Here is a 23,592-nt window from a genome sequence, read left to right on the forward strand (position 1 = left end):
ACGTCAGTATGCGTTTGCGAGTTCGGCAGCCGCGTTGGAGCTATCGTAGAACTTGTCATCGTTGATGACCCAGGGCTCGATTTTCTCGCCACCGGCATACTTCATCATCGTATCGAAAGCCTTCGGCCCGAAACGCGGATTGCACTCCACCACCGCCGCGATCTTGCCATCGACGACAGCCTGAACGGCTTCCTTGCCGCCGTCAATCGAAAGCACGAGGATGTCCTTGCCCGGCACCTTGCCGGCAGCCTCAATCGCCGAGATGGCGCCGATCGCCATTTCATCGTTATGGGCGTAGATGATATCCGCATCCGGATGTGCCTGCAGCAGGGCTTCTGCCACCTGGCGGCCCTTGTCGCGGGCGAAGTCGCCGGTCTGGGATGCGACAATCTCGAAGCCGCCGGCCGCCGTGATCGCTTCATCGAAACCCTTCTTGCGGTCGTTTGCCGGCGAGGAGCCGGTCGTGCCTTCAAGCTCGATGATCTTGGACTTGCCGTTGGCATTCTTCGCCAGCCATTCGGCGACGCGCTTGCCTTCCTGGATGAAGTCGGAGCCGATGAAGGTGAGGTAATCTTCGCCGGCCTTGGCGAGCGACGGATCGACGCTGCGGTCGAGCAGGATGACCGGAATGCCGGCCTTCTTCGCCGCCATGACGGCGGGGATCAGTGGCTTTTCTTCGCGCGGCGCAAGGAAGATCAGGTCGACGCCCTGGGCGATCATCGAGTTGACGTCGGCGACCTGCTTGGCGGCCGAGCCGGCGGCATCGGTATAGACGAGCTGGAAGCCACGCTTTTCGGCTTCGGCCTTCATGCTGTCGGTCTGGGCGATGCGCCAGGGGTTGTTGGATTCGGTCTGGGCAAAGCCGACCTTGTAGGTGTCTTTCTTGGCAAGCGCCGGCAGTTCGGCAAGCGCTGCGCCGGCAAGGGTGATCGCGCCGAGCGCGGTTGCTGCGAGCATGAATGTGCGACGTGAGAATGCGGGCATCTCAGTTTCTCCTCCCGATTTTTCCGGTTTCCTCGACCGGCAGTGAGCGATAAGTGCTTCACATGGGGCGATGGTGTCGCTAATAATATTAGCAGTCAAGTGTCATTTTATGAGCACTTGCAGAAAATTCGGGTTGCGTTGCAGCAATCTGCGGGAGGGTATGACGCATGGGCAAGTCGGACGACCGTGGGGGCCAGGGTGGACGAGGAAATGGCGGAAGCCGGCCGACAATGACGGATGTGGCCCGCATTGCCGGGGTTTCCCAGTCCAGCGTGTCGCTCGTCCTCAACGAAATGTCAGGCTCGCGCATCTCGGCGGAGACTCAAGCCAAGGTTTTCGAGGCTGCTCATAAAATAGGTTATAAATTACCGGGGGTGCGCCACGACCCGCCGACGCAGACCGCGGTGGAGCGGGATACGATCGCCTTCATCGTCGATGAAATCTCCACCAGCCCTCATCCGGTCGTCAGTCTCGATGGTGCGCGCGATTATGCCTTCGAGCAGGGGTTTCTGGTTTCCGCCCATGCCACGCGCTCCAATCCCGATCTGGAAGAAGCGGTGCTGCGCGCCGTGTTGCGCGACCCGACCATCATCGGCGTGATCTATGCGACTATTTTTACGCGGAAGGTGCATGTGCCGAAGCAACTGCGCCACATCCCGACGATCCTCCTGAACTGCTATGCCGAGCCGCGCCAGCAGATGGCGATCGTGCCGGGGGAGGTGGCGGGCGGCTTCGCCGCGACCGCCCACCTGACGTCGCTCGGCCACAAGAGGATCGGCTTTATCAATGGCGAGCCGTGGATGGATGCGGCCGTCGACCGCCTCAAGGGCTACAAGCAGGCGCTGGCGACGGCCGATATCGCCTTCGACGAAAGCCTCGTGCGCGATGGTGACTGGCTGCCCCTGCGCGGTTACGAGGCTGGGCTCGATCTTCTCTCCATGCCGAACCCGCCGACCGCGATTTTCTGCGGCAACGACCTGATGGCGATCGGCGTGATGGAAGCGGCCGCGGAAAAGGGTTTTCGCGTGCCGGAGGACCTGTCGGTCATGGGCTATGACGACCAGGAACTGGCGCGCTACACTCACCCGCCGCTCTCGACGCTGGTGCTGCCGAACTACGAGATGGGGCAGAAGGCGGCCGAAGCCCTGATCGACATGGTGGTGCACAAGAAGAAGCTGAAGCCGATGACGGTGAAGGTGGATGGCCCGCTGGTCGTCAGAACCTCGACCGCAAGGCCCGGATCTTAACCGGCCGTTCACCAAAACTGCGGATTGTCTCGCACAGGCTTCGTCGTTTATGACGTCTCATCGACGAATGCCAAAACTTCGTCGCGATTTGTCCCGATAGAGTACCGATGCAGACCATGACCGTTCCATTCCGGGCCGAAAGCCGGCCGGTGCGTTTCCGCACCCTTTTCCATCGCATGGCCGCCGTGCTGGCGCTTGGCGTGGCGTTGTCCGGCTGCATGTCGCTCGACGATCTCTCCGAAGCGCCGCCGACCCTGTCGAAGAAGATGGTGGCCGAGATGGCAAGGAAGGGCATGAAGCCGGAAAGCCCGGTTCTCGTGCGCATCTTCAAGCAGGAGAGCGAACTCGAAGTCTGGAAGATGGACAAGTCGGGGCAATATGCGTTGCTCAAGACCTATCCGATGTGCCGCTGGTCCGGCAAGCTCGGGCCGAAGACCAAGGCCGGCGACCGTCAGGCGCCGGAAGGGTTCTATCATGTCTCGGCGGGCATGCTGAACCCGAAGTCGCAGTATTACGTCTCCTTCAATCTCGGCTATCCCAACCGGCTGGAATCGGCGCTCGGCTATAGCGGCGAGGCGCTGATGGTGCATGGCGCCTGCTCGTCGTCCGGCTGCTACGCCATGACCGACCAGGGCGTCGGCGAAATCTACGCTGTTGTCGCCAAGGCGCTTGCGAGCGGGCAGGAGCGTTTCCAGGTCCAGGCTTATCCCTTCCATATGACGGCCGAAAACATGGCCGAGCATCGCGGCGACCCGAACATGAGCTTCTGGCGCACGCTGAAGGAAGGCTATGACAGCTTCGAGGTAACGAAGCGCCAGCCGAAGGTTTCCGTCTGCGGCAGCCGCTATGTCTTCAACAAGGAATTCGAAGGCGGCGAGCCGAGCGACCCGCTCAGTGCCTGCCCGCCGGTCGCGCGCGAACTGGAGCCGATGGCGCTCGCCAAGATCAATGCCGAAAACCGGCGGATCGATACCGCGATGACCGAGGCTCTTCCGACGTCCTCGACCATGAGCGCCTATCAGGACGGTGGCATGCACCCGAGTTTTCGCGCGCTTCTGAAGAAGGAAGGCGCCAAGAAGCTGGCAGCCAGCATCTCCGGCATCAAATATCCGATCAGCCGGCCGGACGCGGCTTTGGCCGATCCGTTTGCCGGCGAGTAAACAGACCGGCAGCCCTGCTGCTCGCAAGGATATGTTTCAACGGGAGGACGGCATGGGCTACAGGTTCGGGCTCGATCATTTCGCGCTACTGGTGCGCAACGTTGAGCGCAGCACTGCTTTTTACCGCGATGTCATGGGCTTTACGCCGATCGAGCGAAGCGGCAGCCCCGGCGTGCAATGGCTGGAGATTGGCGGTGGCGATGCCATCCATCTTATTCAAAACGATTTTGGCGCAACGCATGTGACGAAGGATACCCACGTTGCGGTGTCCACCGCCGATTTCGATGCCTTTGTCGGGCATCTTAACGCGCTTGAGATCAGCTTTACCGATTGGCCCGGCAATCCCGGCAAGATCGGTCTGCATCGCAATGGGTTTCGCCAGATTTACGTGCAAGATCCGGACGGCTACTGGATCGAGATCAACGACCATAGGCCGCCGTCCAGCATTTGAAGTAGCGCTTTTGGAACGCAAGCGCTTGTACCTGGGAGTTACAAGGGGCGCCGTTCATGCCGTTTCGACGAGCATTGCGAATACATGAGTATCGAGCAGCATAACCTTGGTGAGATTTTCCGATCAGCCTGCCATTCGGCGTAAATCGTTGCCAATGCCAGCCGTCTACGTCCTGATGAAACGTCCAGCGGTCTCCGTTTTCATCTTTGCAACTAATCATCATGGTTTTCCTCCCTCAGCTATACATGGGAGTGTGGACCATTTTATTTTTACTGGCCACTAACCGAGCACACCTTTAGAGAGCGTCTGACGGTGTGTCAGGTGTACTCGCGTGTATCCACGTGTATCTCGCAAGTGATTTAATATGAGGATAGAGAATCTAGTACGCTGAAAAGACTACAGGCCCGTGGTTGCCACGGGCCTGTAAAGGATGGCGAAAATTATTTCAGCTTGCTCAGCTGCAACCGCTCGTCGCTCCGCACGTGTCGCACTTTTCACAAGTTCCATTGCGAACCATCGTGAAGTTCTGGCACTCGGAGCACATGTTGCCCGTGTAGCCCTGTGCAATCGAGCGGATGCGGCGCTCGGCTTCCAGCTTCTTGGCATCCGACTTGGCGGCGGCTGCTTCGGCGGCGGCCTTGTCGGAGAAGAGGGCGGTTACCTCGCTGGTGGTCTCGACTTCCGTCGTCTCTTCCGAGATTTCTTCGGCCAGTTCTGCAGCCCGCTCTTCGTAATCGCGCTTGAAGGCGACGATTTCGGAGGTGGAGACGGCGAGCGTCGTTTCGATCTTGCGGGCAGCGCTGCCGGCAAAGGCCGTGACCGTGCCGCCCGACGATGCCTTGGCGGGAGCGGCGGTTGCCGAGCCCTTCGGCTCGCCGCTGGCGCGGTCGATGCCGCCCTGGACGAGCGTCGGCTTGTGGCCGCGGGTCCAGCCGGTGGAGATCAGGTTGGTCTTGCCTTCCTGGATGCCCTTGCCGAGTGCGGTGTTGGAGAAGTCCGACGTATCGACATGGGCCAGATCGTGGCGGTTCAGGTATGAAACGGCGAGTTCGCGGAACACGTAGTCGAGGATCGACGTGGCGTTCTTGATCGCGTCATTGCCCTGAACCATGCCGGCCGGCTCGAACTTGGTGAAGGTGAAGGCCTCCACATATTCTTCCAGCGGCACGCCGTATTGCAGGCCGAGCGAGATGGCGATGGCGAAGTTGTTCATCATCGCACGGAAAGCGGCGCCTTCCTTGTGCATGTCGATGAAGATTTCGCCGAGGCGGCCGTCGCCGAATTCGCCAGTGCGCAGATAGACCTTGTGACCGCCGACGATCGCCTTCTGGGTATAGCCCTGGCGGCGGTTCGGCAGCTTTTCACGCTCGCGGGTGACACGCTCGATCACACGCTCGATGATCTTTTCCGTGACCGTGACGGCCTGGGCGGCTGCCGGCTGCTGGACGAAATCCTCCAGCGCATCCTCGTCGTCCTCGTCCTCGATCAGCGAGGCGTTGAGCGGCTGGGACAGCTTCGAGCCATCGCGATAGAGCGCGTTGGCCTTCAGCGCCAGCTTCCAGGAGAGCATGTAGGCGGACTTGCAGTCCTCGACGGTTGCTTCGTTCGGCATGTTGATCGTCTTGGAGATCGCGCCCGAGATGAACGGCTGGGCAGCCGCCATCATGCGGATGTGGCTTTCGACCGACAGATAACGCTTGCCGATCTTGCCGCAGGGGTTGGCGCAATCGAAGACCGGCAGGTGCTCGGCCTTCAGGAACGGCGCGCCTTCCAGCGTCATCGCACCGCAGACGTGGATGTTGGCGGCTTCGATGTCCTTCTTCGAGAAGCCGATATGCTCGAGCAGGTTGAAGCTCATGTCGGCCAGCTGCTCGTCGGAGACCTTCAGCGTGGTCTTCAGGAAGTCGGCGCCGAGCGTCCACTGGTTGAAGACGAACTTGATGTCGAAAGCAGCCTTGGTCGCGGCGTTGATCGCCTCGATCTTGTCGTCGGAAAAACCCTTGGCGCGCAGCGAGCCGGGGTTGATCGCCGGGGCCTGGTTGATGTTGCCGTGGCCGACGGCATAGGCCTCGATCTCGGCGATCTGGCTTTCCGAGTAACCGAGCGTGCGCAGGGCTTCCGGAACGGCGCGGTTGATGATCTTGAAGTAGCCGCCGCCGGCGAGCTTCTTGAATTTCACCAGTGCGAAGTCGGGCTCGATGCCGGTCGTGTCGCAATCCATGACAAGGCCGATCGTGCCGGTCGGCGCGATGACGGAGACCTGGGCGTTGCGGTAGCCGTGCTTCTCGCCGAGCGAGACGGCGAGATCCCAGGCCGACTTGGCATGGACGATCAGGTCCTGATCCGGGCAATCGGCGTGCAGCAGGGCAACCGGATCGACCGACAGGCCTTCATAGCCGGCGGTTTCGCCGAAGGCGGCGCGGCGATGGTTGCGCATGACGCGCAGCATGTTGTCGCGGTTCGGCTTGAAGCCGGGGAACGGGCCGAGCTTGGCCGAGATTTCGGCCGAGGTCGCGTAGGAAACGCCGGTCATGATCGCGGTCAGGGCACCGGCGATGGCGCGGCCTTCCTTCGAGTCATACGGGATGCCGGAGGACATCAGCAGGCCGCCGATATTGGCGTAACCGAGGCCGAGCGTGCGGTATTCGTAGGAGAGTTCGGCGATTTCCTTCGACGGGAACTGCGCCATCATGACGGAGATTTCGAGAACCAGCGTCCAGAGGCGGACGGCATGCTCATAGTCGGCGATGTTGATGTTCTTCGTCGCTGCATCCTTGAACTGAAGCAGGTTCAGCGAGGCAAGGTTGCAGGCGGTATCGTCGAGGAACATGTATTCCGAGCACGGATTGGACGCACGGATCGGGCCGGCAGCCGGGCAGGTGTGCCAGTCGTTCATCGTCGTGTTGAAGTGCAGGCCCGGATCGGCCGATGCCCAGGCGGCATAGGAGATGCTTTCCCAGAGGTCGCGGGCCTTCAGCGTCTTCATCACCTTGCCGTCCTTGCGAGCGGTGAGGTTCCAGTCACCATCGGCTTCCACAGCGCGCAGGAAGTCATCCTTCAACGAGACGGAGTTGTTGGAGTTCTGGCCGGAGACGGTGAGATAGGCTTCCGAATCCCAGTCCGTGTCGTAGGTCTTGAATTCGATATCCTTGTAGCCCTGCTTTGCGAACTGGATGACGCGCTGGACGTAGTTTTCCGGTACCTGATCCTTCTTGGCGGCGCGGATTTCGCGCTTCAGGGCAGGGTTCTCGTTCGGGTCGAAGCAGGCGTCGTTATCACCAGAGCAATTGACGCAGGCCTTCATGATCGCCTTCAGGTGCTTGGCGACGATCTTGGAGCCGGTGACGAGGGCGGCGACCTTCTGCTCTTCCTTGACCTTCCAGTTGATGTATTCCTCGATATCCGGGTGATCGATATCGACGACGACCATCTTGGCCGCACGGCGGGTGGTACCGCCGGACTTGATGGCGCCGGCAGCGCGGTCGCCGATCTTCAGGAAGCTCATCAGGCCGGAGGACTTGCCGCCGCCCGAAAGCTTTTCGCCTTCGCCACGCAGATAGGAGAAGTTGGAGCCGGTACCGGAGCCGTACTTGAACAGGCGGGCTTCGCGCACCCACAGGTCCATGATGCCGCCTTCGTTGACCAGATCGTCGCCAACGGACTGGATGAAGCAGGCATGCGGCTGCGGATGCTCATAGGCCGACTTGGATTTGACCAGCTTGCCGGTGAAGGGATCGACATAGAAGTGGCCCTGGCCGGGGCCATCGATGCCATAGGCCCAATGCAGGCCGGTGTTGAACCACTGCGGCGAATTCGGCGCGACGCGCTGGGTGGCGAGCATGTAGGCAAGTTCGTCGCGGAAGGCGAGGGCCGCGTCTTCGGAAGCGAAGTAGCCGCCCTTCCAGCCCCAATAGGTCCAGGTGCCTGCCAGACGATCGAAAACCTGGCGGGCATCCGTCTCGGAGCCGTACTGTTCTTCCTTGGGGAGATCCTTCATCGCGGCGAGGTCGGCTTCAGAGCGCCACAGCCACGAGGGAACGGAATTTTCCTCGACCTTCTTGAGCTTCTTCGGGACGCCGGCTTTGCGGAAATATTTCTGGGCGAGGATGTCGGCGGCAACCTGGGAGAACTGCGCCGGCACGTCGATATCCGCGAGCCGGAAGACGATGGAGCCATCCGGGTTCTTGATTTCGCTGACCGCCTTGCGGAATTCGATTTCCGCATAGGCCGATTGGCCGGGCTTGGTGAAACGACGTTCGATCTTCATCTGTCCCTTGTCCTTTGTTGCCGCAACCGGGAAAGCGCCCGGCACAATAAGTCCCATCCGGCCGCACATCCTGTTGCGCAGCCAGTGTCCGTTTCCGTTTTTCGTGGGAAACCCTCTCGAGGGCACCCTTTATCTTGTGCTGATTTTGGCTGCAAACACTAAATATAGTATCAACAACTTCTTTACGCCAGTTTTTGTTGCGATCGCGGAGGGCGCTGGGGATCACAAATCATTACCGTTCCCGCCAGCGAGTCATCCACCGGAGGGCAATTGTCGATAACGATCTTTTTGATACGAACCGGCCTCGTGACATTCCGGTCCCGTCGCCGCCGCAACGTGGAAACCATTAACGCCATAGGACCCGATTCCGTCAAGGGCTGGTCTGTGACGGAATTTTTAACCCTATATCTTGTGTCTGGTGACTGTGGAAAACGGGGACAGCGGGCGACGCCTGTAAAATCAGGCGTTTCCGCCGAAAGTTTCACGCCGCTCAGGGAATGGATTAACCGAAACCCAAAAAATCAGTGATGAAAAGCCGCAGGGAAGGTGGCTCCCGATCTCCTGCAATAGCCAGGGCGGCAAAACTGTGAACTGGGGAAAAGGTGATTCGGTATCGATCTGCCTGGGGGCAGAGGTGGCGTGGCAGGCATCCTCAAGGATTACCGTTTTGAGCCTTCTGCAAGTGGTCGGAAGCTTCGATGGCCAGCGGGTGGCCACGGTGGCGCGCGATAAACCGCCGCCAGGCCTCCGGCGTGTTGCTTCGAAGCGCCATATCGTATTCTTCCCGAATGGCGGTCGTGGGGTCGCGCGGTGGCGGTAGCATGTTCTTCTCCTCAGCGTAAAGAATGCCGGAAACGAGGAGGCAGCAGGCCAGCGCAAGCGAATAGGTGCCGAATGCCGCGATTTTGATCACTCGAACCTCTCTTTTTTTATAGCGTCCGCCGTGATGGTGGTATTAGCTACGCAGAATATAGCACATTTCTCATGCATGCGTTTCCGGTCACTTCGTTTCAGCGTCCGGGCAGATTGTTTTCCGCAGAACGATGCTGCGGGCCTCTTTAATCTTTTCATCTAAGAATTTCGAGGGAAGTCATGAGCATTGCAGTTTCCTCGACCCCTTCGGGCAACCAATATATCGATGGCATTCTCTACGGCACGCAATGGAGCGGGCCGATCACCTACAGCTTTGCCGATGCGCTCAGCGATTTCGGCACCTATCCCTACGCGATCGACGGGTCTCAGCAGATCAGCGCGACACAGCAGAACGCGATCCAGTCCATTCTGGAGGGGACGGCTTCTTCCGGCACGGCGCTTTTCACCTTCGGCTCCTACTCCCAGATCGCCAATATCGACATATCACTCGCTGCCGATCCGGCCGGCAGTTCCGACATAACGATCGGCCAGACGAACATGTTCGACGGCAGCGACCTGACGACGGCAAGGGTTGCCGATTTTCCGCTCCTGAGCCAGGGGGTCTCCGGCGGCGACGTCTGGTTCGGAGACAACTATGACTACCGCACGCCGCAGGTCGGCACTTACGCCTGGGCGACGCATATCCACGAACTCGGCCATGCCATGGGCCTCAGCCACGGGCACAATGCCGGCACGGATATCGATGGTTTCAAGTTTGCCATCCCGCATGATCGCGACGGGATGGAATTTTCGGTGATGACCTACCGCAGTTTTGTCGGCGGCTTGACGAACGGATACACCAACGAAGAATTTGGCTACGCTCAGACGCTGATGATGTACGATGTCGCAGCGCTCCAGTATCTCTACGGCGCCAATTTCAGCACCCATTCGGAGGCAACGACCTATACTTGGTCTGCGACCACAGGAGAGATGTTCGTCAACGGCACCGGGCAAGGCAAGCCGGGGGATGGTGTTTCCGCCGCGTCGAACCGTCTGTTCCTAACGATCTGGGACGGCGGCGGCGAAGATACCTATGATTTCGCCAACTATACCGACAATGCCTTCATCGATCTGGCGCCGGGAGGATGGTCTCTCGTTTCGCAGACTGAGCGCGCCTATCTCGGCCTCGGCGCTTATGCGAACGGTAATGTCTATAATGCGTTGCTCTATCAGGGCGATCTGCGCTCTCTCATCGAAAATGCCAATGGCGGCTCCGGCAATGACGAAATCGCCGGCAATGTCGGCAGGAACAAGCTGACGGGCAATGGCGGCGACGACGTGCTCGTCGGGCGTGGTGACGATGACATCTTGAACGGCAACGACGGCGCCGATACGCTTTTCGGCGATTTCCGGACACCTGTCGCGACCTATTCGGGGGCAGGAGTGTTTACGGAAAATGCCGCCGCCACCAACAATACGCGCGAGACGGCGCGAAGCCTGACATCGGCGATCGGCCCGCACACGGATGCGAATGTCGAGCATTCGGATACGAACCCGAGCGTCACGATCACGGGAACGGGCGACGGCAATTTCGACTGGTACAGTTTCGATGTGCTGGCGCCGGGACAGGTGACGCTGGATATCGATGGCGGGACGGACACCTACATCGAACTTTACGACGCCGACGGCAATCTGCTCGCCTACAACGATGATTCCGTTACGGATGCCGGTGACACGGGCTCCACCGTCGATTGGAAAAGTTTTATCGCCTTCACGCTGACGACGCCGGGGCAATATTTCGTAAAGGTCGGCGTTTACACCAGCAGCGGCTCCGGGGGAGCGGTCATTCCCAGCGGCACGGTCTACACGCTTGGCATCGTCTTGCCCAACCCTGTCGAGATCGACGCCGGCGGGGCCGGCAACGATCAACTGAACGGCGGGGGAGGAACGGACAAGCTCTTCGGCGGAGCCGGCAATGACACGCTCGACGGCGGCGCGGATGCCGACACACTCGACGGCGGCGCGGGTGATGATACCTATGTTCTCGGTGCTGAAAACGACACGGTTTCCGATAGTTCGGGAACGGACACAATTACCTCGACGATCACGCGTTCGCTGGTCGTTTTCGGCACGATCGAGAACCTGACGTTGCTGGGGACGGGGGACATCAATGGTACCGGCAACGGGTTGGCAAACACGATCGCCGGCAATTCCGGCAAGAACATCCTGGACGGTGGGTTGGGTCTTGACAGGCTGGTCGGCGGCGCGGGGGACGATACCTACGTCCTTGGTGCTGAAAACGACATGGTACCGGCACTTCCGGCAAGAACATCCTGGACGGTGGGTTGGGTCTTGACAGGCTGGTCGGCGGCGCGGGGGACGATACCTACGTCCTTGGTGCTGAAAACGACATGGTTTCCGACAGTTCGGGGATCGACACGATCACCTCGACGATCACGCGGTCGTTGGCGGGTTTCAGCGCGATAGAAAAACTCATCCTGCTTGGAGTAGGCAATATCAACGGCACCGGCAACGGGCTCGTGAACACGATCACCGGCACTTCCGGCAAGAACATNGAGGAAGGCGCGACCGACACGATGAAGATGTTCACGGTCGTTGGCGGGTTTCAGCGCGATAGAAAAACTCATCCTGCTTGGAGTAGGCAATATCAACGGCACCGGCAACGGGCTCGTGAACACGATCACCGGCACTTCCGGCAAGAACATTCTGGATGGCGGCGCGGGCCTCGATACACTGATCGGCGGTGCGGGGGACGACACCTATGTTCTGGGTGCCGATAGCGATACGGTATCGGATAGCGATGGGATTGATACGATCACCTCAACGATCACCCGTTCGTTGGCGGGTTTCAGCGCGATCGAAAAGCTCATCCTGCTGGGGACGGGCAATATCAACGGCACCGGCAACGGGCTCGTCAACACGATCAACGGGAATTCCGGCAAGAACATTCTGGATGGCGGTGTCGGCCACGACACATTGGTCGGCGGTGCAGGGGACGACACCTACGTCCTCGGTGCCGAGAGCGACACCATCTCCGATAGTTCAGGGATCGACACGATTACCTCGACGATCACGCGCTCACTGGCCGGATTCAGCACGATCGAAAAGCTCATTCTGTTGGGGACGGGCAATATCAACGGCACCGGCAACGGGCTCGTCAACACGATCAACGGGAATTCGGGCCAAAATACCCTGGATGGTGGTGGCGGTCACGACACCTTGGTCGGCGGTGCTGGGAACGATACTTACGTGCTGGGCGCAGAAAGTGACACGGTGTCGGATAGTGCAGGGATCGACACGGTCACCTCGACGATATCGCGCTCGCTAGCAAGTTTCGGCACAATCGAAAAGCTCACGCTGCTCGGGACGGGAAATATCAACGGCACCGGCAACGGGTTGGCGAATACGATTACCGGCAACGCCGGCAAGAATGTTCTGGAAGGTGGAGCGGGCCTCGATGCGCTGATCGGCGGAGCGGGTGACGACACCTACGTTCTCGGCGCCGAAAACGACACCGTTTCCGACAGTGCCGGCCGGGATACCATCACCTCGACGATCACCCGTTCGCTGACCGGCTTCAGTTCGATCGAGAACCTGACGCTGCTCGGCACCGGCAATATCGACGGAACCGGCAACACGCTCGACAACATCGTTCTCGGCAATGCCGGCAAGAACACGCTGGCCGGGGGAAACGGCAAGGATGCGCTCAAAGGCAACGGTGGCGACGATATCCTCAAGGGCGATACCGGCGACGATATCCTATTCGGGGGCTTGGGAAAGGACACGCTCACCGGCGGCGCCAACAAGGATATTTTCGTCTTCGATACCGCGCTTGGCTCAAGCAATGTCGATCATTTGACGGATTTCAGCGTGGTGGATGATACCATCCATCTGGAGAACGCCGTTTTCACGGTGCTCACCGTGCTGGGAACCCTGGCTGGTAGTGCTTTCGTAAAGAACACCACCGGCAAGGCCGTCGACGGCAACGACCGGGTCATCTACGAGACGGATACCGGCAATCTGTTCTATGATTCCAATGGGTCCGGGAGCGGTGGTTCAGTGCTGTTTGCGACACTGAACAAGAACCTGGCTTTGACAAGCAACGATTTCGTGGTCGTCTAGAGGAGCGGCGGTTGCGAACTGCCGCCTGCGCGATCTGTCAAAGGCCGTCGAGATTGATGCCGATTGTGATGGCACCGATCGGCTGGTCCGTTTCGGGATCGAAGACCGTCATGCTGGCCTGCACCTGCAGCATCTGTGTCGATTCATCCTTTTCAGCCCGGTCGATGAAGATATCGCGCGTGCCGGTAAGGTAGGTTTTCTGCCATTTCGGCTCGTCGCCTTGCCAATAATCCGAACTGGCCTCACTTTCGGCTATGCTCAAGCCCTTGGCGTCCATCACGATGATCTCTGTGACGAGGCCGTCCGCCTCCTTCTGCTTTGCGCGTAAAAAGGCGGAAAGAGAATTGTCCACCACAGCGCGGATCAGGGGGCGTTCCTGGCTTCGGAACTCGATGCGCCAGCGCGCATCCATCGCATCGATATCTTCCGCTGTCAGGTACTGGTGGAAGGCATTCCCGGTTTTCAAAGCATCGACGATGCGCTGGTCATTTGTCCAGCCGCGCAGGCTATCCTGCACATAGTCCTTGACGGCATCTATGTAGAGTTCGTTGGCGCGCGATGGCGGGACGGTGCCTGCGGCAATCAGGAGGGAAAGGCCGGCGACCAGGGCGGTGCGTTTCATCGGCGCATTCCTCCCCGTCGCGCAGCAGTTTTCAGCCCCGTGAGCCCTTGGTGATCGGCTCCTGATAGGTAAGGCCCATGTCCCAGGGGAAATAGATCCAGGTATCCTGGCTGACCTCGGTGACGAAGGTATCCACCAGCGGCCGGCCCTTCGGCTTGGCATAGACGGCGGCGAAATGGGCCTTGGGCAGCATGGCGCGCACAACGGTTGCGGTCTTGCCGGTGTCGGTCAGGTCGTCGATGATCAGGATACCTTCGCCGTCGTCGGCTTTCAGTTCCTCCGAAATACCCTTCAGCACGTACATCTCGCCCTGGGAATCGTAATCGTGATAGGAGGCGACGCAGACCGTCTCGATAAGGCGGATGTTCAACTCGCGGCAGACGATGGCTGCCGGAACGAGCCCGCCGCGCGTGATGCAGACGATCGCCTTCCATTCGCGGCCGTTATCGGCAAGGCGCCATGCAAGCGCGCGGGCATCGCGGTGAAACTGATCCCAGGAAACGGGGAAGGCTTTATCGGGAAGAGACATGCGATGGCTCCGGCTTTTCAGGAAGAATATATGGAAATGATGAGGCCGAAGCCCCAATTCCACCATGCTTTAGCGGCAATCACCGCAAATTGGCAAGAGCAGGTGAGGCAGTCTCGTTCTCCGCTCTTTTCGAAGCAGGCTGAGTGTTGCAATGGAGCCTTGACGAGGGCGCCAAGTTTTTATTCTAGAGTATCTGAAGGACTGTCGGTTTCATCCGGCAAAGGAAATCTCGCGTGCGCTTTGTCGAAAGCCGGCAGCGGACGCAAAGGAAACGTCTCAGCATGAACGTTCTTAAAGTGCATATGCGCGTTACCACGGCGCTGATCATCCGCGAAATGGCAGCTCGATTTGGCGACAAACCCGGCGGTTATGTCTGGGCGCTGCTTGATCCCTTGTCGCATGTCTTCCTGATGACGCTGATTTTCTCCGCGGTGGCGAAAGTGCCCCCGCTAGGGAGCGATTTTCCCTTGTTCTTTGCGTCGGGATATCTGTGCTTTCAGTTCTATCAGGGCATGTCGAGTTATGTCGCCGCCGCCGTGAAGGCCAATAAATCCCTACTGACCTATCCGCTGGTCGCGCCGATCGACGCGGTTGTGGCACGATACGTTTTGCAGTTCATAACGACGTCGTTTGTTGCGGCGTTCATTCTGGGGATGATTATCGTCAAACTGCCTACTTCGGTGCAGTTCGACTGGTCATATATCCTTGAAGCACTCTTTGCTGCGACGCTACTTGGTGCAGGTATGGGCCTCATCAATGTTACGCTTTTTGCCCGTTCGCCACTTTACGAGCAGATTTTCAGTCTGGTTAACCGGCCTATGTTCATGATTTCCGGGGTTTTTTTCGTGCCAGACGCGATGCCGCGGCCCTATCTGGATTACCTCCTCTATAATCCCATCCTGCATGCGGTCATGTGTTTCCGGCAGGGGATCTATCCTGAATACCGGCCGGAAATCCTGGATATGGGTTATCTCTACGAGTGGGTTTTCGGCACAATTTTCGTTGGCCTTGTTCTCTTGAGCGTATCCGCCGCTAAGCTTCGCAACGATTGATAGACAGGGACGGTAGCCGTCGGGCGCTTCGTTGTTCTGATACCGTTCAAGCAAGCGGCATGTTTTGCAATCGCATGCTTGACTGAATCGGCTACGTGCCTGAAAAGCAGGGCATGCGGACGTGGCGAAACTGGTAGACGCAAGAGACTTAAAATCCCGACGTGTCCGCAGAAAAGCGCAACCGGATCATGCGCTTAGGCCTATTCGAGCCGGTAAAGGCCTGATATAGGCCCGATGCGCGTGTTTCTGCTATGAGTCCGGACGCGTTGGAATGGAAGGCCGCTTGCCGAAATTGGTAGACGGAAGGCACTTAAAATGCCTCGGGCTACGCCCGTGTGGGTTCGATTCCCACAGCGGCCACCAATCATTTGTGAATCTGAGGCTTCGGGGGCAATCCCCTCGACTGGCGCGATAATGGCTCTTACGTGGCGGCTATATGCGCTGTTCGTGCCATTGCGGTTTTGGGAACCAAAGCGGAATGTTCCAAAGCTCCAGTCACTTCAACATGGTTAACCAAATCTTGGTCTTTCCACGACAATATGGCTTGCACGGCATTGACCTTGTGCGTCGACATCGCTGAGATGAAGCGTTGACGAATCTGCAATGTTCTCGTATTGTTCTCAATATGAAAATGCCGCGAAGAGGGTTTTAGAAAATGAGAACGGTAAAGCCCGATAGTCTGGATAGCATGCCAACTGTAGCCAGCCCTGAGGTTTTTGATCTCTTTTCTTGCGCTCTCGGCTATCAGGCCGTGGACGGTATCGATAACTTCCAGCAAGCCATAGAGCCATTCAAGGCGAGTATCCCCAATTTGGTAGCAAGGAAGATTTGACCTATGAACAAGGCCGTTAGACCTGCAGGTTTCTCTTCTGCCAACTCCGAAATATCGGAGTCACCGTTGGGTGATTTATCGCCCCAGAAAACACTGACTAATAAACTGAAGGTCATTTCGTTGTTTGCAGGCATTGGCGGTTTCGACCATGCCTTCGATGTAGCTGACGGCGACATCGTGATGCAGTGCGAACTAGATAAGTTCTGCCAGTCGATCTTGAGGAAGCACTGGCCAAAGGCAACACTCGTGTCCGATATAAAGAAGCTTAGACCGGAGGAAATGCCGGATGCTGATGTCTGGACGGCAGGATTCCCCTGTCAGGACGTGTCGCTTGCTCGCGGCAATCATGGCCGAAATGGCCTGAAGGGTAACCATACCAGTCTGTTTTTCGAACTGATGCGGCTTGTCGAAGCAAAGCGCCCGAAGGTGCTGTTGCTTGAGAACGTGGTTGGACTTCTTAACTCGCATCAAGGTTGCGATTTCGGCGTTATCCTAATGGAGTTGATCGAACGCGGTTATGCGGTCAGTTGGCGCGTAATGAACGCACGTTATTTCGGCGTCGCCCAGTCACGACCTCGCGTATTCATCTGCGCTTGGAAGGGCGATTATCACAGCGCGACAGAAGCCCTATTTGAGCCGAAGCGTAGCGCCGATCGCGGCTCGGAGCGCATCGGTTTCGTAACGCAATCGAAGCATAGCACAGGCGCTATCGTGCCGCAGCTGGCTTATTGTATCGCCGCGACATCCGGGAGGCACACCGGTAACGATTGGAGCCGATCATATATTTCCTATCCCGATGCCGTTCGACGACCGACACCTACTGAGAGCGAACGTCTTCAAGGCTTTCCCGCTGGGTGGACCGTTCCGTTGGCGAGCGTCCCCCAGCCCGCGCGCGGTTTCGATTCTGAGCGCTACAAGTCGGTCGGCAACGCCGTTGCCGTTCCGGTAGTTACCTGGATCGCAAAACGCATCGGCGGGATCGTCGCGGCTGCGGTGAAGCGCCCTGACGAGATCGACTTGCCTGAGGATGTTCTGAAGCTAGCGCCAGAACTTCGAAACGCTACGCGCGTGCTTTCGTTCGCAGCGATCACCGACGAAATACGCGCCGGCACGTTCGTTCGGAAATGGAAGAGCGGCGGCGTGGCTTGCCGTGACATGATCATCGAAGGTACTGCATCACCGGCGCCGTCAAAGATTGTGCCCGCCCGCTTCGTCGATGCGCTCGATGCGACGCGTCCGGATGAAAGCTACTTCCTAACGGCCAACGCTGCTGCGGGCATTCTGCGCCGCGTGAAGGTTGTTGGACGCACTCTTTTTCTGCCGATGAGCGTCGCTCTGGAGAAAATCGTGCAAGCAACCGGAGAATCACCCATAGATGAAGGTGGTGACTCTGGGGGTAGTAAATTTGGCAAGTCCAGCATTCGTCCGGCTCGGGCCATCGAGCGCAGCAGTTTCAGAACAGATAGACAGTTCTCCGCCGGGGTTGAGATCCGCGCCGATTGAGCTGACGTGTGCTCAAGTACCGAAGGAGTTTGAGGTTGGCTCGATCGTCCTCATTTGGCTTGGCAGCAACAACAACAAAGGCGTAGCTACACCCTGGGAGCAGGGTGTGCGAGCGATTGGCAATTGTTCGTCGAAAGAGCAGGCCAGCGACGGTAAGAACTTCGAGATCGCGATCGATAACGTATTTGTGTTCCCGAAGTCGGTGAAAAAGGAAGACCTACTTAAGAGCGCGCCGGACACCTATACCCAGTTCCTGACGGACGCCTCGATCGTCGGCATCAACAACTACGCGTCTCAGGTCGTTCAGATCCTCAAGCCGCAGGATTTGACGATCATCTGCGCGATGATCTCCAGCATCCAGCCGGAATCCCGCGACGAGCTTGAGAAGCGGGTGCCGTCCTCGAAGACGTTCAAACTTTCACTCCCGGCCCAAAAGCAGATGCAGGCGCCAAAGGAGGAGCCGGAGACACTCGTAGCGTCACTGATACCGGACGATGATCCCGTGCTAGTCGAAGTCTATCGACTGTTGAACGAGGACCAGATGGGCGGCGTGATGCTCGTTGGATCTCCCGGCACGGGTAAGACATGGTACGCCCGGCAGATCGCACTGAAATTGACCGGGGGCTTCGATTCTCTGATCCGCGAGGTGCAGTTTCATCCGTCGTATCAGTATGAAGATTTCGTGGAGGGTTACGTTCCTGACCGCGACGCAGGTGGGTTTCGTCTCGTAGATAAGCACCTATTACAGATGGTGGCAGCCGCGCAGAAGACGAACTCCCTTGTCGTGATGATCATCGACGAGTTCAGCCGAACGGACCCGGCGCGAGTTCTCGGTGAGACCATGACGTACATGGAAGGATCGCATCGTGGTAGGGAGTTCTTCTTGCCGTCGGGCCGCGTGGTGAGCATCCCCAAAAACTTGATATTCTTGGCTACGATGAACCCTGAAGACCGGTCGGTCGACGAGATCGATGCCGCGATGGAGCGCCGATGGGCGAAGGTGCGGATAGCGCCCAGCGCCGACAAACTGCGCGACTTCCTCACGGAAAATGGGATGGCTGGACCTGCGATGGGCCCGGTGGTCGAGTTCTTCATCGAGCTTCAGAACCACATCGATATAGGGCACGCGTTCTTCCGTACGGTCAAGGACGGCGCCTCGCTCCAGCGGCTTTGGACCTCACAATTGGATTTTGCCATGAGGAAGCGTTTCCGGTTTGACGCGGAGACGCAGAAAGTCGTCCAAGCACTCTGGCAGAAGTGCCTGGCCGCAGTCACCGCCGCCGAAACTCCACCGCCGGGGAACGTCGCCCAGGCGGCGGGCAACGGTTAACGCGGGCCCGTGGCAACCCCACACAGTGTCACAACGGCAGACGGCAAAACCGTCTACAGCGTCGATTCGCGAGGAACGATAGAGGTTGACCTTGCCGATCTCATGATCGGCGGCGAGTTGCCCATTTTCCGGGAGGTCGAGGATAGGGGGCTGCTGTCCCTCCGCTTCCAAAGACGGAAGGCAATCATCGCCGCAGGCGGATTCATCGGCCTTATTCCGCTGACGCCCACAGTCACGATAGAGGTCAACCCAAAACTGCCGGTCCGCAACCTGGCGCGCGTCCTGGACGTCGCACGCAGTTCATTGACGCCGTTGGCAACTGCCGATCGTCTCTATCTCACAAATGATGGTCCGACGGACAGCATCATGGAGTTCCTCGGACGGAACCTGCTCGACGCCGTGAAACCTCTGGAACTGCTCGGGCTTCACAAGGAATACCTCCGATGTGCTCGCAGCACATCGCATCCGTCGGGCCGTATAGACATTTCGTCGAGCCTCAAGCAGCACTGGTCCCATGGACAGTTACATCGGGTGGTGGCCCAGCGCTTCGAGCAAACGTCGGACGTCCCGGCGAACCGTGTCATCAAATATGCGCTGCAATTCCTTCTCCAGCGCCTACGATCCACCTCTTCGACGTCGCTGGAGTTGATCAGAAAAGCCAACCAAGCGTTTAACCGGTTGCCTGGTTCGATCGGTGAAATGGCCGTCGCCGATCTTCAGGACGTTAAGGCAGCGATCCAGCGGCGCCAATTGCCAGCGCAGCGGGACTATTACTACAGAGCGCTCGAGATCGCCGTGCTGATCCTGTCGAACGGCGGTATCGCGCTCCAGGAGAAAGGCAGCGACGTTCTGCTCCGCAGCTTCGTTGTTAACTTCGACGACCTGTTCGAGTGCTACATCCGGCGCGTGCTCCAGTCATTCGCGTCGAACGAGATCGGCGTCTTCGACGGCAACAACGAGCGTAGGAAATACCTTTTTCAAAACACCAAGGTCCATTACGCCCAACCCGACATTGTCGTGACTTCAAATGTGACGGCCAAGACCATCGTCTCGGACGTGAAGTACAAGGATCTGCCAAAGCGCGAAGACATCAACCAGGCGGTGACCTATGCCGTTTCATACGGCACGATAAAGACGTTAATCATCCACCAGGTGAAGCCTGGCAACACATCAGGTTTGAAGCACATCGGCGTCATGGGCGGTATTTCGGTCGATGCTTACGGTTTTGATCTCGACAGCCTCGACCTTCCGAAAGAAGAGCAGGCTATGGCAGAAGCAGTCTTCGCATTGATATCATGAATTTTCAGCTTCAGCCAAAGGGAGTAAAATTTCTCAAGGCTTGATGGTGTGAATGCTATCCCCACCCAGCACAGATGTCTTGAGCAGCTCAGCAGATACCCGCTTCAGGAAGCGCTTGTGCCGGCCGTCCGGTGCGAAGGATGCGGCGTTCATATGGTCGCCGATGATCCGGTGCGCCTCGGCGCCGTAATATTCGCGATATAGAGCCGCGGCGTGCCGAACGTCGTCATCGGTCGGTTCGCGCCGCCGGTCGCGCCGTTCGGCAGCAAACATCAGGAGGCCACCGACAATCGCCGCCACGTACCAGGTGGCGAGTCCCTTATAAAGCCATGTGACGATCGTGCTGAATGTCTCCATAGATGTAGACTATATTCAACATTTGGATTTGTCAGCGACAATTGTGACGATGAGTCCGTGGACGATCCGTCCACATGCTGGCGCATTGCGCCGATGTTGGACTATCGCAGAGTCTTGGCGGATAACGTGAAAGCAGCGAGGAAAGCCCTCGACCTGTCTCAGGAGGCGCTTGCTCTGGAAGCGGACATCGACCGCACCTACGTCAGCGGCATCGAGCGCGGGAGACGGAACCCCTCGCTAACCATGATCGCCAAGCTGGCCGAGCGGCTGAAGACGACACCGGCAGCGCTCCTGACGCCGCACGAGCTCTGAGGCTCAGTCGTCCAATATCTTTGCGCCGCGCACCGTGGCGAGCCCTTCGAGCACGGCAATCCTCACGAAGTCGGCAGGTGCCTGCTGCGAGTGGCCGTCGTTGAGCGCCTGGATGTGTCCGGCATTGTTGGTGATATGGATTTCGCGGTTCGTGCGGATGTCGAACGCCTCGATGACCGGCGCGCCGGACTCGATCGTGGCGACCGAGTTCGCGTCGCCGGTCGAGCCCTTTATGCCGGGCACGCGGGCCGGAAACAGCCCCTCAAAGGCGCGATCCAACTCTGGCGTCCAGTTCGAGCGGGCCGTGCCGGTGTCCACCGGCGTCCCCTCGACCACGGAGCGGAGCACGACCTGGGCGCAGTCCTTCATTGCCCGCTCAACGTTTCCCTCGACCCGCACCGCGATGCGGTCGAGCCTCCTCGCAAGGTCATCCAGTCCGGCCATGGCCCGATCCTCTCTCAGTGTTCAAGGCTGCGTCTAGAGGCGCGTTGCGCACGCCCGACGAGCAGGGCCATGAGCGGATCGCCGTCCGCCAGATAAGGACGCATGGCGGGGTCTACGGCCTCGTTGGACGCGTCCACCGCCCACTGATCGCGGACGAACAGCGCGACGTTTACGGTGTCCGAAAGGGCCGGGACGACGACCAGGCGATAGCCGGCGTCGATGAGCCGTTCGGCGTGGTGGATCTCCATGTAGATGCGCGACTCATCGTAGTAGTCTCGGCCGAGACCGGCCTCTTCGGCGAGGTCACGCAACTGCACGACTGTCCTACCTGCCAGAAGACAGGACAGCAGGTCCCGATTGCTACCGTCCCGCAGTCCTGGAAGCTTCGCGGCCATGGTCAAGTTCCCCTCATGTAGGAGCCGCCACGGTCGAGGTTCGGCCAGACGGCCTGTGCCCGCGCGCCAACCGGCAGGCCGCCGACGAAAGCGGCGGGCGCAGATGTCAGGTCCACGCTCGTCCAGCCCACGAGCGCGTTTGGCTCGCCAAGCAGGGTCTCGGCAACAACCCGAGCGGCCGAGGCCGATGCGCCAACCGCGAGCGCGAAATTCAGCTGATCGCCGCGACGCTGCTCTTCGCGGGCGGGAAAGAAGGCAAAGGTGGCCATGGTCAATTCTCCTGGTTGTCGTCTTGAATGTCGGGGGCGTTGAGCGCGGCGCGGTCACGGGCGCGGAGCGCGAGGCCGATGCGGTCCACCGGCCGGCCCTGCTCGAACTCACGGTCGTCGAGGATCGCCCGCTGGGCAAGCTCGCTGACCTCCATGATAGCGGCGGTGACCGCGAGATGGTCGTCACCGATCAGATGTTCGGCCAGTTCCTGCGGGCTGAAGGGGCGCTCGGCATGCGGCATCCGGCCGACCTGTGCGGCGAGCACGGCCCCGAGTTCGCGGTCCTTCATGGACACGGCGAGCGCCGCGAGGCTGGCGAGTTCGACCTTGCCCGCGTGCTCCAGTTGAGCCTGGAGCCGCGACCGGCGCTCGCTGCCGAGGCTGTCGCGGATGAGCATCTGCATGGGGCTCTGGTAGTGAGCGTGTGCCTGCTCGACCTGCCTGCGCAGGGCGTCAAGGTCGCGAAGCCGCACGGTACGTGCATCGACGCTTTCGCGCTTGAGGTCGGCCCGAAGGCCACCGAGGGCCCGGTTCAGGATGTGAGACTGTTCGGACGGGGACAGGTCGTGCAGATTGGCGCGCAACTCTTCCCGGCGCTTCGCCACCCGCTCGTTCATCTCGGAGAGGCGCTTGCCGTTCTCCGCGTGAAGCTCCCGTGCCCGCGTCAATGCCGCCTTGATGTCGGTCACCGATTTCCAGGGGGCGTTGAGGGTGGGCGGAGCCTTCTTGGTTGCCATGGTCGTTCTCCTTCTGTGGTCCAGCATCACGCTCGACCCTGGTCGGGAGGACCTTGGCGCGGAGAAACATCCCCGCAGGAGCGTCCACCTCCATTGAGGTGACCGGATCGGCCCATCGGCCGATCCGTAGACGTTCTCAACATGGCCCGTTGTCACGTCGGATCAGACCAGCACTTACGCCGCTGCCATCAGCCCCTTCGCCCAATTGCGCCGATACGCCGCCGGCAGCTCGCTCGCAATCAGGTCGAGCGCAGCGTGCCCAGGCCCCATCTCGAGCTGGAACGCGCGCATGCCAGCCCACGCCGTCGCCGCAGCGACCCGCTTCCGCTCCGTGTCGAGGTGCGAGAAGCGCGCGATGTCCTCCTGCGTCGGCACGATGTCCGACGTTTCAACGTCCTTCTTCGTCTTCGTCTTCGCCTTGCTCATTGCCATTCTCTCCTTTTGGTTGATTGTCTCAGGCCACAGCGCTGAGTCGCACGAGTTCTGCCTGCGCCTTCTCGGCGTAGGCGCTGCTTCGAGACCGCATTGCGCGAGTCTCCTCGTGACGCTGACGGATCGCGCGAAGGTCGGCGCCGTCCACCAGGTCGAAGGTTGCCTTCGACCATTCGTATGCATGAGCCCAAAGGTATTCCTGCACGAGCGCCAGGACGACGTGCCCGCAGAGCCCCGTCCTCTCGTTGAGCCGGTCCATGACGGCGAGAATGTTGATTTCCACTGAGAGCTGACCCGGCGTTTCCACCGAGAATTGACCCGCTTTTAGGTATCGTTCGTGTGGGTCGTGGTGGTCAAGTTCCTACGTTTCTCCTT

General features: G+C 59.3%; 23 protein-coding genes and 1 tRNA gene. 11 read left to right on the forward strand and 13 right to left on the reverse strand.

All coding sequences use genetic code 11. The features are described 5' to 3' along the window. Positions 1 to 3 precede the first annotated feature (3 nt). Positions 4 to 984: an ABC transporter substrate-binding protein gene (locus ASC86_RS21095; RefSeq protein WP_056325843.1), complete on the reverse strand. Its 981-nt coding sequence runs from the start codon at positions 982 to 984 to the stop codon at positions 4 to 6. A gap of 230 nt (positions 985 to 1,214) precedes the next feature. Between ASC86_RS21095 and ASC86_RS21100 the strand changes: the two genes are divergently transcribed. The 3 genes from ASC86_RS21100 to ASC86_RS21110 all read left to right on the forward strand — a co-directional run bounded on the left by ASC86_RS21100 (position 1,215) and on the right by ASC86_RS21110 (position 3,842). Continuing rightward, positions 1,215 to 2,231, forward strand: coding sequence for a LacI family DNA-binding transcriptional regulator (locus ASC86_RS21100; protein WP_156387144.1), 1,017 nt, complete (start codon positions 1,215 to 1,217; stop codon positions 2,229 to 2,231). Positions 2,232 to 2,347: 116 nt separating this feature from the next. Beyond that, entirely contained in the window at positions 2,348 to 3,391 is a 1,044-nt protein-coding gene (locus ASC86_RS21105; protein WP_056325985.1) for a murein L,D-transpeptidase family protein, read from the forward strand. Positions 3,392 to 3,443: 52 nt separating this feature from the next. Beyond that, positions 3,444 to 3,842: a VOC family protein gene (locus ASC86_RS21110; RefSeq protein WP_056325849.1), complete on the forward strand. Its 399-nt coding sequence runs from the start codon at positions 3,444 to 3,446 to the stop codon at positions 3,840 to 3,842. Between the two features lie 454 nt (positions 3,843 to 4,296). On the opposite strand, the gene ASC86_RS21115 is transcribed toward ASC86_RS21110, so the two are convergent. After that, entirely contained in the window at positions 4,297 to 8,109 is a 3,813-nt protein-coding gene (locus ASC86_RS21115) for a vitamin B12-dependent ribonucleotide reductase (RefSeq protein ID WP_056325988.1), read from the reverse strand. Positions 8,110 to 8,761: 652 nt separating this feature from the next. Continuing rightward, entirely contained in the window at positions 8,762 to 9,022 is a 261-nt protein-coding gene (locus ASC86_RS21120; RefSeq protein ID WP_056325853.1) for a hypothetical protein, read from the reverse strand. 179 nt (positions 9,023 to 9,201) lie between these two features. Between ASC86_RS21120 and ASC86_RS26950 the strand changes: the two genes are divergently transcribed. Together ASC86_RS26950 and ASC86_RS21130 are read left to right on the forward strand one after the other, a co-directional pair. Next, positions 9,202 to 11,448 carry a M10 family metallopeptidase gene (locus tag ASC86_RS26950; RefSeq protein WP_056325856.1) on the forward strand — a complete coding sequence of 749 codons (2,247 nt, stop codon included), beginning with the start codon at positions 9,202 to 9,204 and terminating at the stop codon, positions 11,446 to 11,448. 204 nt (positions 11,449 to 11,652) lie between these two features. Further along, complete coding sequence (locus ASC86_RS21130) at positions 11,653 to 13,104, forward strand: calcium-binding protein (RefSeq protein WP_162245024.1); 1,452 nt, start codon at positions 11,653 to 11,655, stop codon at positions 13,102 to 13,104. A 37-nt stretch (positions 13,105 to 13,141) separates the two neighbouring features. Here ASC86_RS21130 and ASC86_RS21135 read toward each other — a convergent pair whose 3' ends face one another. Together ASC86_RS21135 and gpt are read right to left on the reverse strand one after the other, a co-directional pair. Beyond that, on the reverse strand, positions 13,142 to 13,726 hold the full coding sequence (locus tag ASC86_RS21135; protein WP_056325860.1) for a hypothetical protein: 585 nt from the start codon (positions 13,724 to 13,726) through the stop codon (positions 13,142 to 13,144). A gap of 31 nt (positions 13,727 to 13,757) precedes the next feature. Beyond that, positions 13,758 to 14,255 carry a xanthine phosphoribosyltransferase gene (gpt, locus tag ASC86_RS21140; RefSeq protein ID WP_056325863.1) on the reverse strand — a complete coding sequence of 166 codons (498 nt, stop codon included), beginning with the start codon at positions 14,253 to 14,255 and terminating at the stop codon, positions 13,758 to 13,760. A gap of 281 nt (positions 14,256 to 14,536) precedes the next feature. On the opposite strand from gpt, the gene ASC86_RS21145 reads away from it, so the two are divergent. Continuing rightward, entirely contained in the window at positions 14,537 to 15,307 is a 771-nt protein-coding gene (locus ASC86_RS21145; RefSeq protein ID WP_056325865.1) for an ABC transporter permease, read from the forward strand. Between the two features lie 277 nt (positions 15,308 to 15,584). Beyond that, positions 15,585 to 15,670, forward strand: a tRNA-Leu gene (locus tag ASC86_RS21150). A 58-nt stretch (positions 15,671 to 15,728) separates the two neighbouring features. Here ASC86_RS21150 and ASC86_RS25975 read toward each other — a convergent pair. Continuing rightward, positions 15,729 to 16,085 carry a hypothetical protein gene (locus ASC86_RS25975; RefSeq protein WP_156387145.1) on the reverse strand — a complete coding sequence of 119 codons (357 nt, stop codon included), beginning with the start codon at positions 16,083 to 16,085 and terminating at the stop codon, positions 15,729 to 15,731. Between the two features lie 57 nt (positions 16,086 to 16,142). Here ASC86_RS25975 and dcm point away from each other — a divergent pair, with 57 nt between their 5' ends. The 3 genes from dcm to ASC86_RS21165 all read left to right on the forward strand — a co-directional run bounded on the left by dcm (position 16,143) and on the right by ASC86_RS21165 (position 20,271). Beyond that, the gene (dcm, locus tag ASC86_RS21155) at positions 16,143 to 17,642 is read left to right on the forward strand and encodes a DNA (cytosine-5-)-methyltransferase (protein WP_056325867.1); all 1,500 of its coding nucleotides are present in this window, start codon (positions 16,143 to 16,145) and stop codon (positions 17,640 to 17,642) included. Positions 17,643 to 17,748: 106 nt separating this feature from the next. Beyond that, complete coding sequence (locus ASC86_RS21160) at positions 17,749 to 18,972, forward strand: AAA family ATPase (protein ID WP_162245025.1); 1,224 nt, start codon at positions 17,749 to 17,751, stop codon at positions 18,970 to 18,972. A 9-nt stretch (positions 18,973 to 18,981) separates the two neighbouring features. Continuing rightward, positions 18,982 to 20,271 (forward strand): hypothetical protein, encoded by a 1,290-nt coding sequence (locus ASC86_RS21165; protein ID WP_156387146.1) that lies wholly within the window; start codon positions 18,982 to 18,984, stop codon positions 20,269 to 20,271. Positions 20,272 to 20,304: 33 nt separating this feature from the next. On the opposite strand, the gene ASC86_RS21170 is transcribed toward ASC86_RS21165, so the two are convergent. Further along, positions 20,305 to 20,628, reverse strand: a complete 324-nt coding sequence (locus tag ASC86_RS21170; RefSeq protein ID WP_056325876.1) for a hypothetical protein — start codon at positions 20,626 to 20,628, stop codon at positions 20,305 to 20,307. 126 nt (positions 20,629 to 20,754) lie between these two features. Between ASC86_RS21170 and ASC86_RS21175 the strand changes: the two genes are divergently transcribed. Further along, positions 20,755 to 20,940 carry a helix-turn-helix transcriptional regulator gene (locus tag ASC86_RS21175; protein WP_348270775.1) on the forward strand — a complete coding sequence of 62 codons (186 nt, stop codon included), beginning with the start codon at positions 20,755 to 20,757 and terminating at the stop codon, positions 20,938 to 20,940. A gap of 3 nt (positions 20,941 to 20,943) precedes the next feature. Here ASC86_RS21175 and ASC86_RS21180 read toward each other — a convergent pair whose 3' ends face one another. The 6 genes from ASC86_RS21180 to ASC86_RS21205 all read right to left on the reverse strand — a co-directional run bounded on the left by ASC86_RS21180 (position 20,944) and on the right by ASC86_RS21205 (position 23,500). Continuing rightward, positions 20,944 to 21,384 (reverse strand): HK97 gp10 family phage protein, encoded by a 441-nt coding sequence (locus tag ASC86_RS21180; protein WP_056325882.1) that lies wholly within the window; start codon positions 21,382 to 21,384, stop codon positions 20,944 to 20,946. A gap of 14 nt (positions 21,385 to 21,398) precedes the next feature. Further along, positions 21,399 to 21,779: a hypothetical protein gene (locus ASC86_RS21185; RefSeq protein WP_056325885.1), complete on the reverse strand. Its 381-nt coding sequence runs from the start codon at positions 21,777 to 21,779 to the stop codon at positions 21,399 to 21,401. Positions 21,780 to 21,781: 2 nt separating this feature from the next. Next, on the reverse strand, positions 21,782 to 22,048 hold the full coding sequence (locus ASC86_RS21190) for a hypothetical protein (RefSeq protein ID WP_056325887.1): 267 nt from the start codon (positions 22,046 to 22,048) through the stop codon (positions 21,782 to 21,784). Between the two features lie 2 nt (positions 22,049 to 22,050). Continuing rightward, the gene (locus ASC86_RS21195; RefSeq protein WP_056325890.1) at positions 22,051 to 22,785 is read right to left on the reverse strand and encodes a hypothetical protein; all 735 of its coding nucleotides are present in this window, start codon (positions 22,783 to 22,785) and stop codon (positions 22,051 to 22,053) included. Between the two features lie 174 nt (positions 22,786 to 22,959). After that, the gene (locus tag ASC86_RS21200; RefSeq protein WP_056325893.1) at positions 22,960 to 23,211 is read right to left on the reverse strand and encodes a hypothetical protein; all 252 of its coding nucleotides are present in this window, start codon (positions 23,209 to 23,211) and stop codon (positions 22,960 to 22,962) included. A gap of 28 nt (positions 23,212 to 23,239) precedes the next feature. After that, positions 23,240 to 23,500, reverse strand: coding sequence for a hypothetical protein (locus ASC86_RS21205; protein WP_056325895.1), 261 nt, complete (start codon positions 23,498 to 23,500; stop codon positions 23,240 to 23,242). Between the last annotated feature and the right edge of the window lie 92 nt (positions 23,501 to 23,592).

Source organism: Rhizobium sp. Root1212, from assembly GCF_001424985.1.
GTDB lineage: Bacteria > Pseudomonadota > Alphaproteobacteria > Rhizobiales > Rhizobiaceae > Pararhizobium.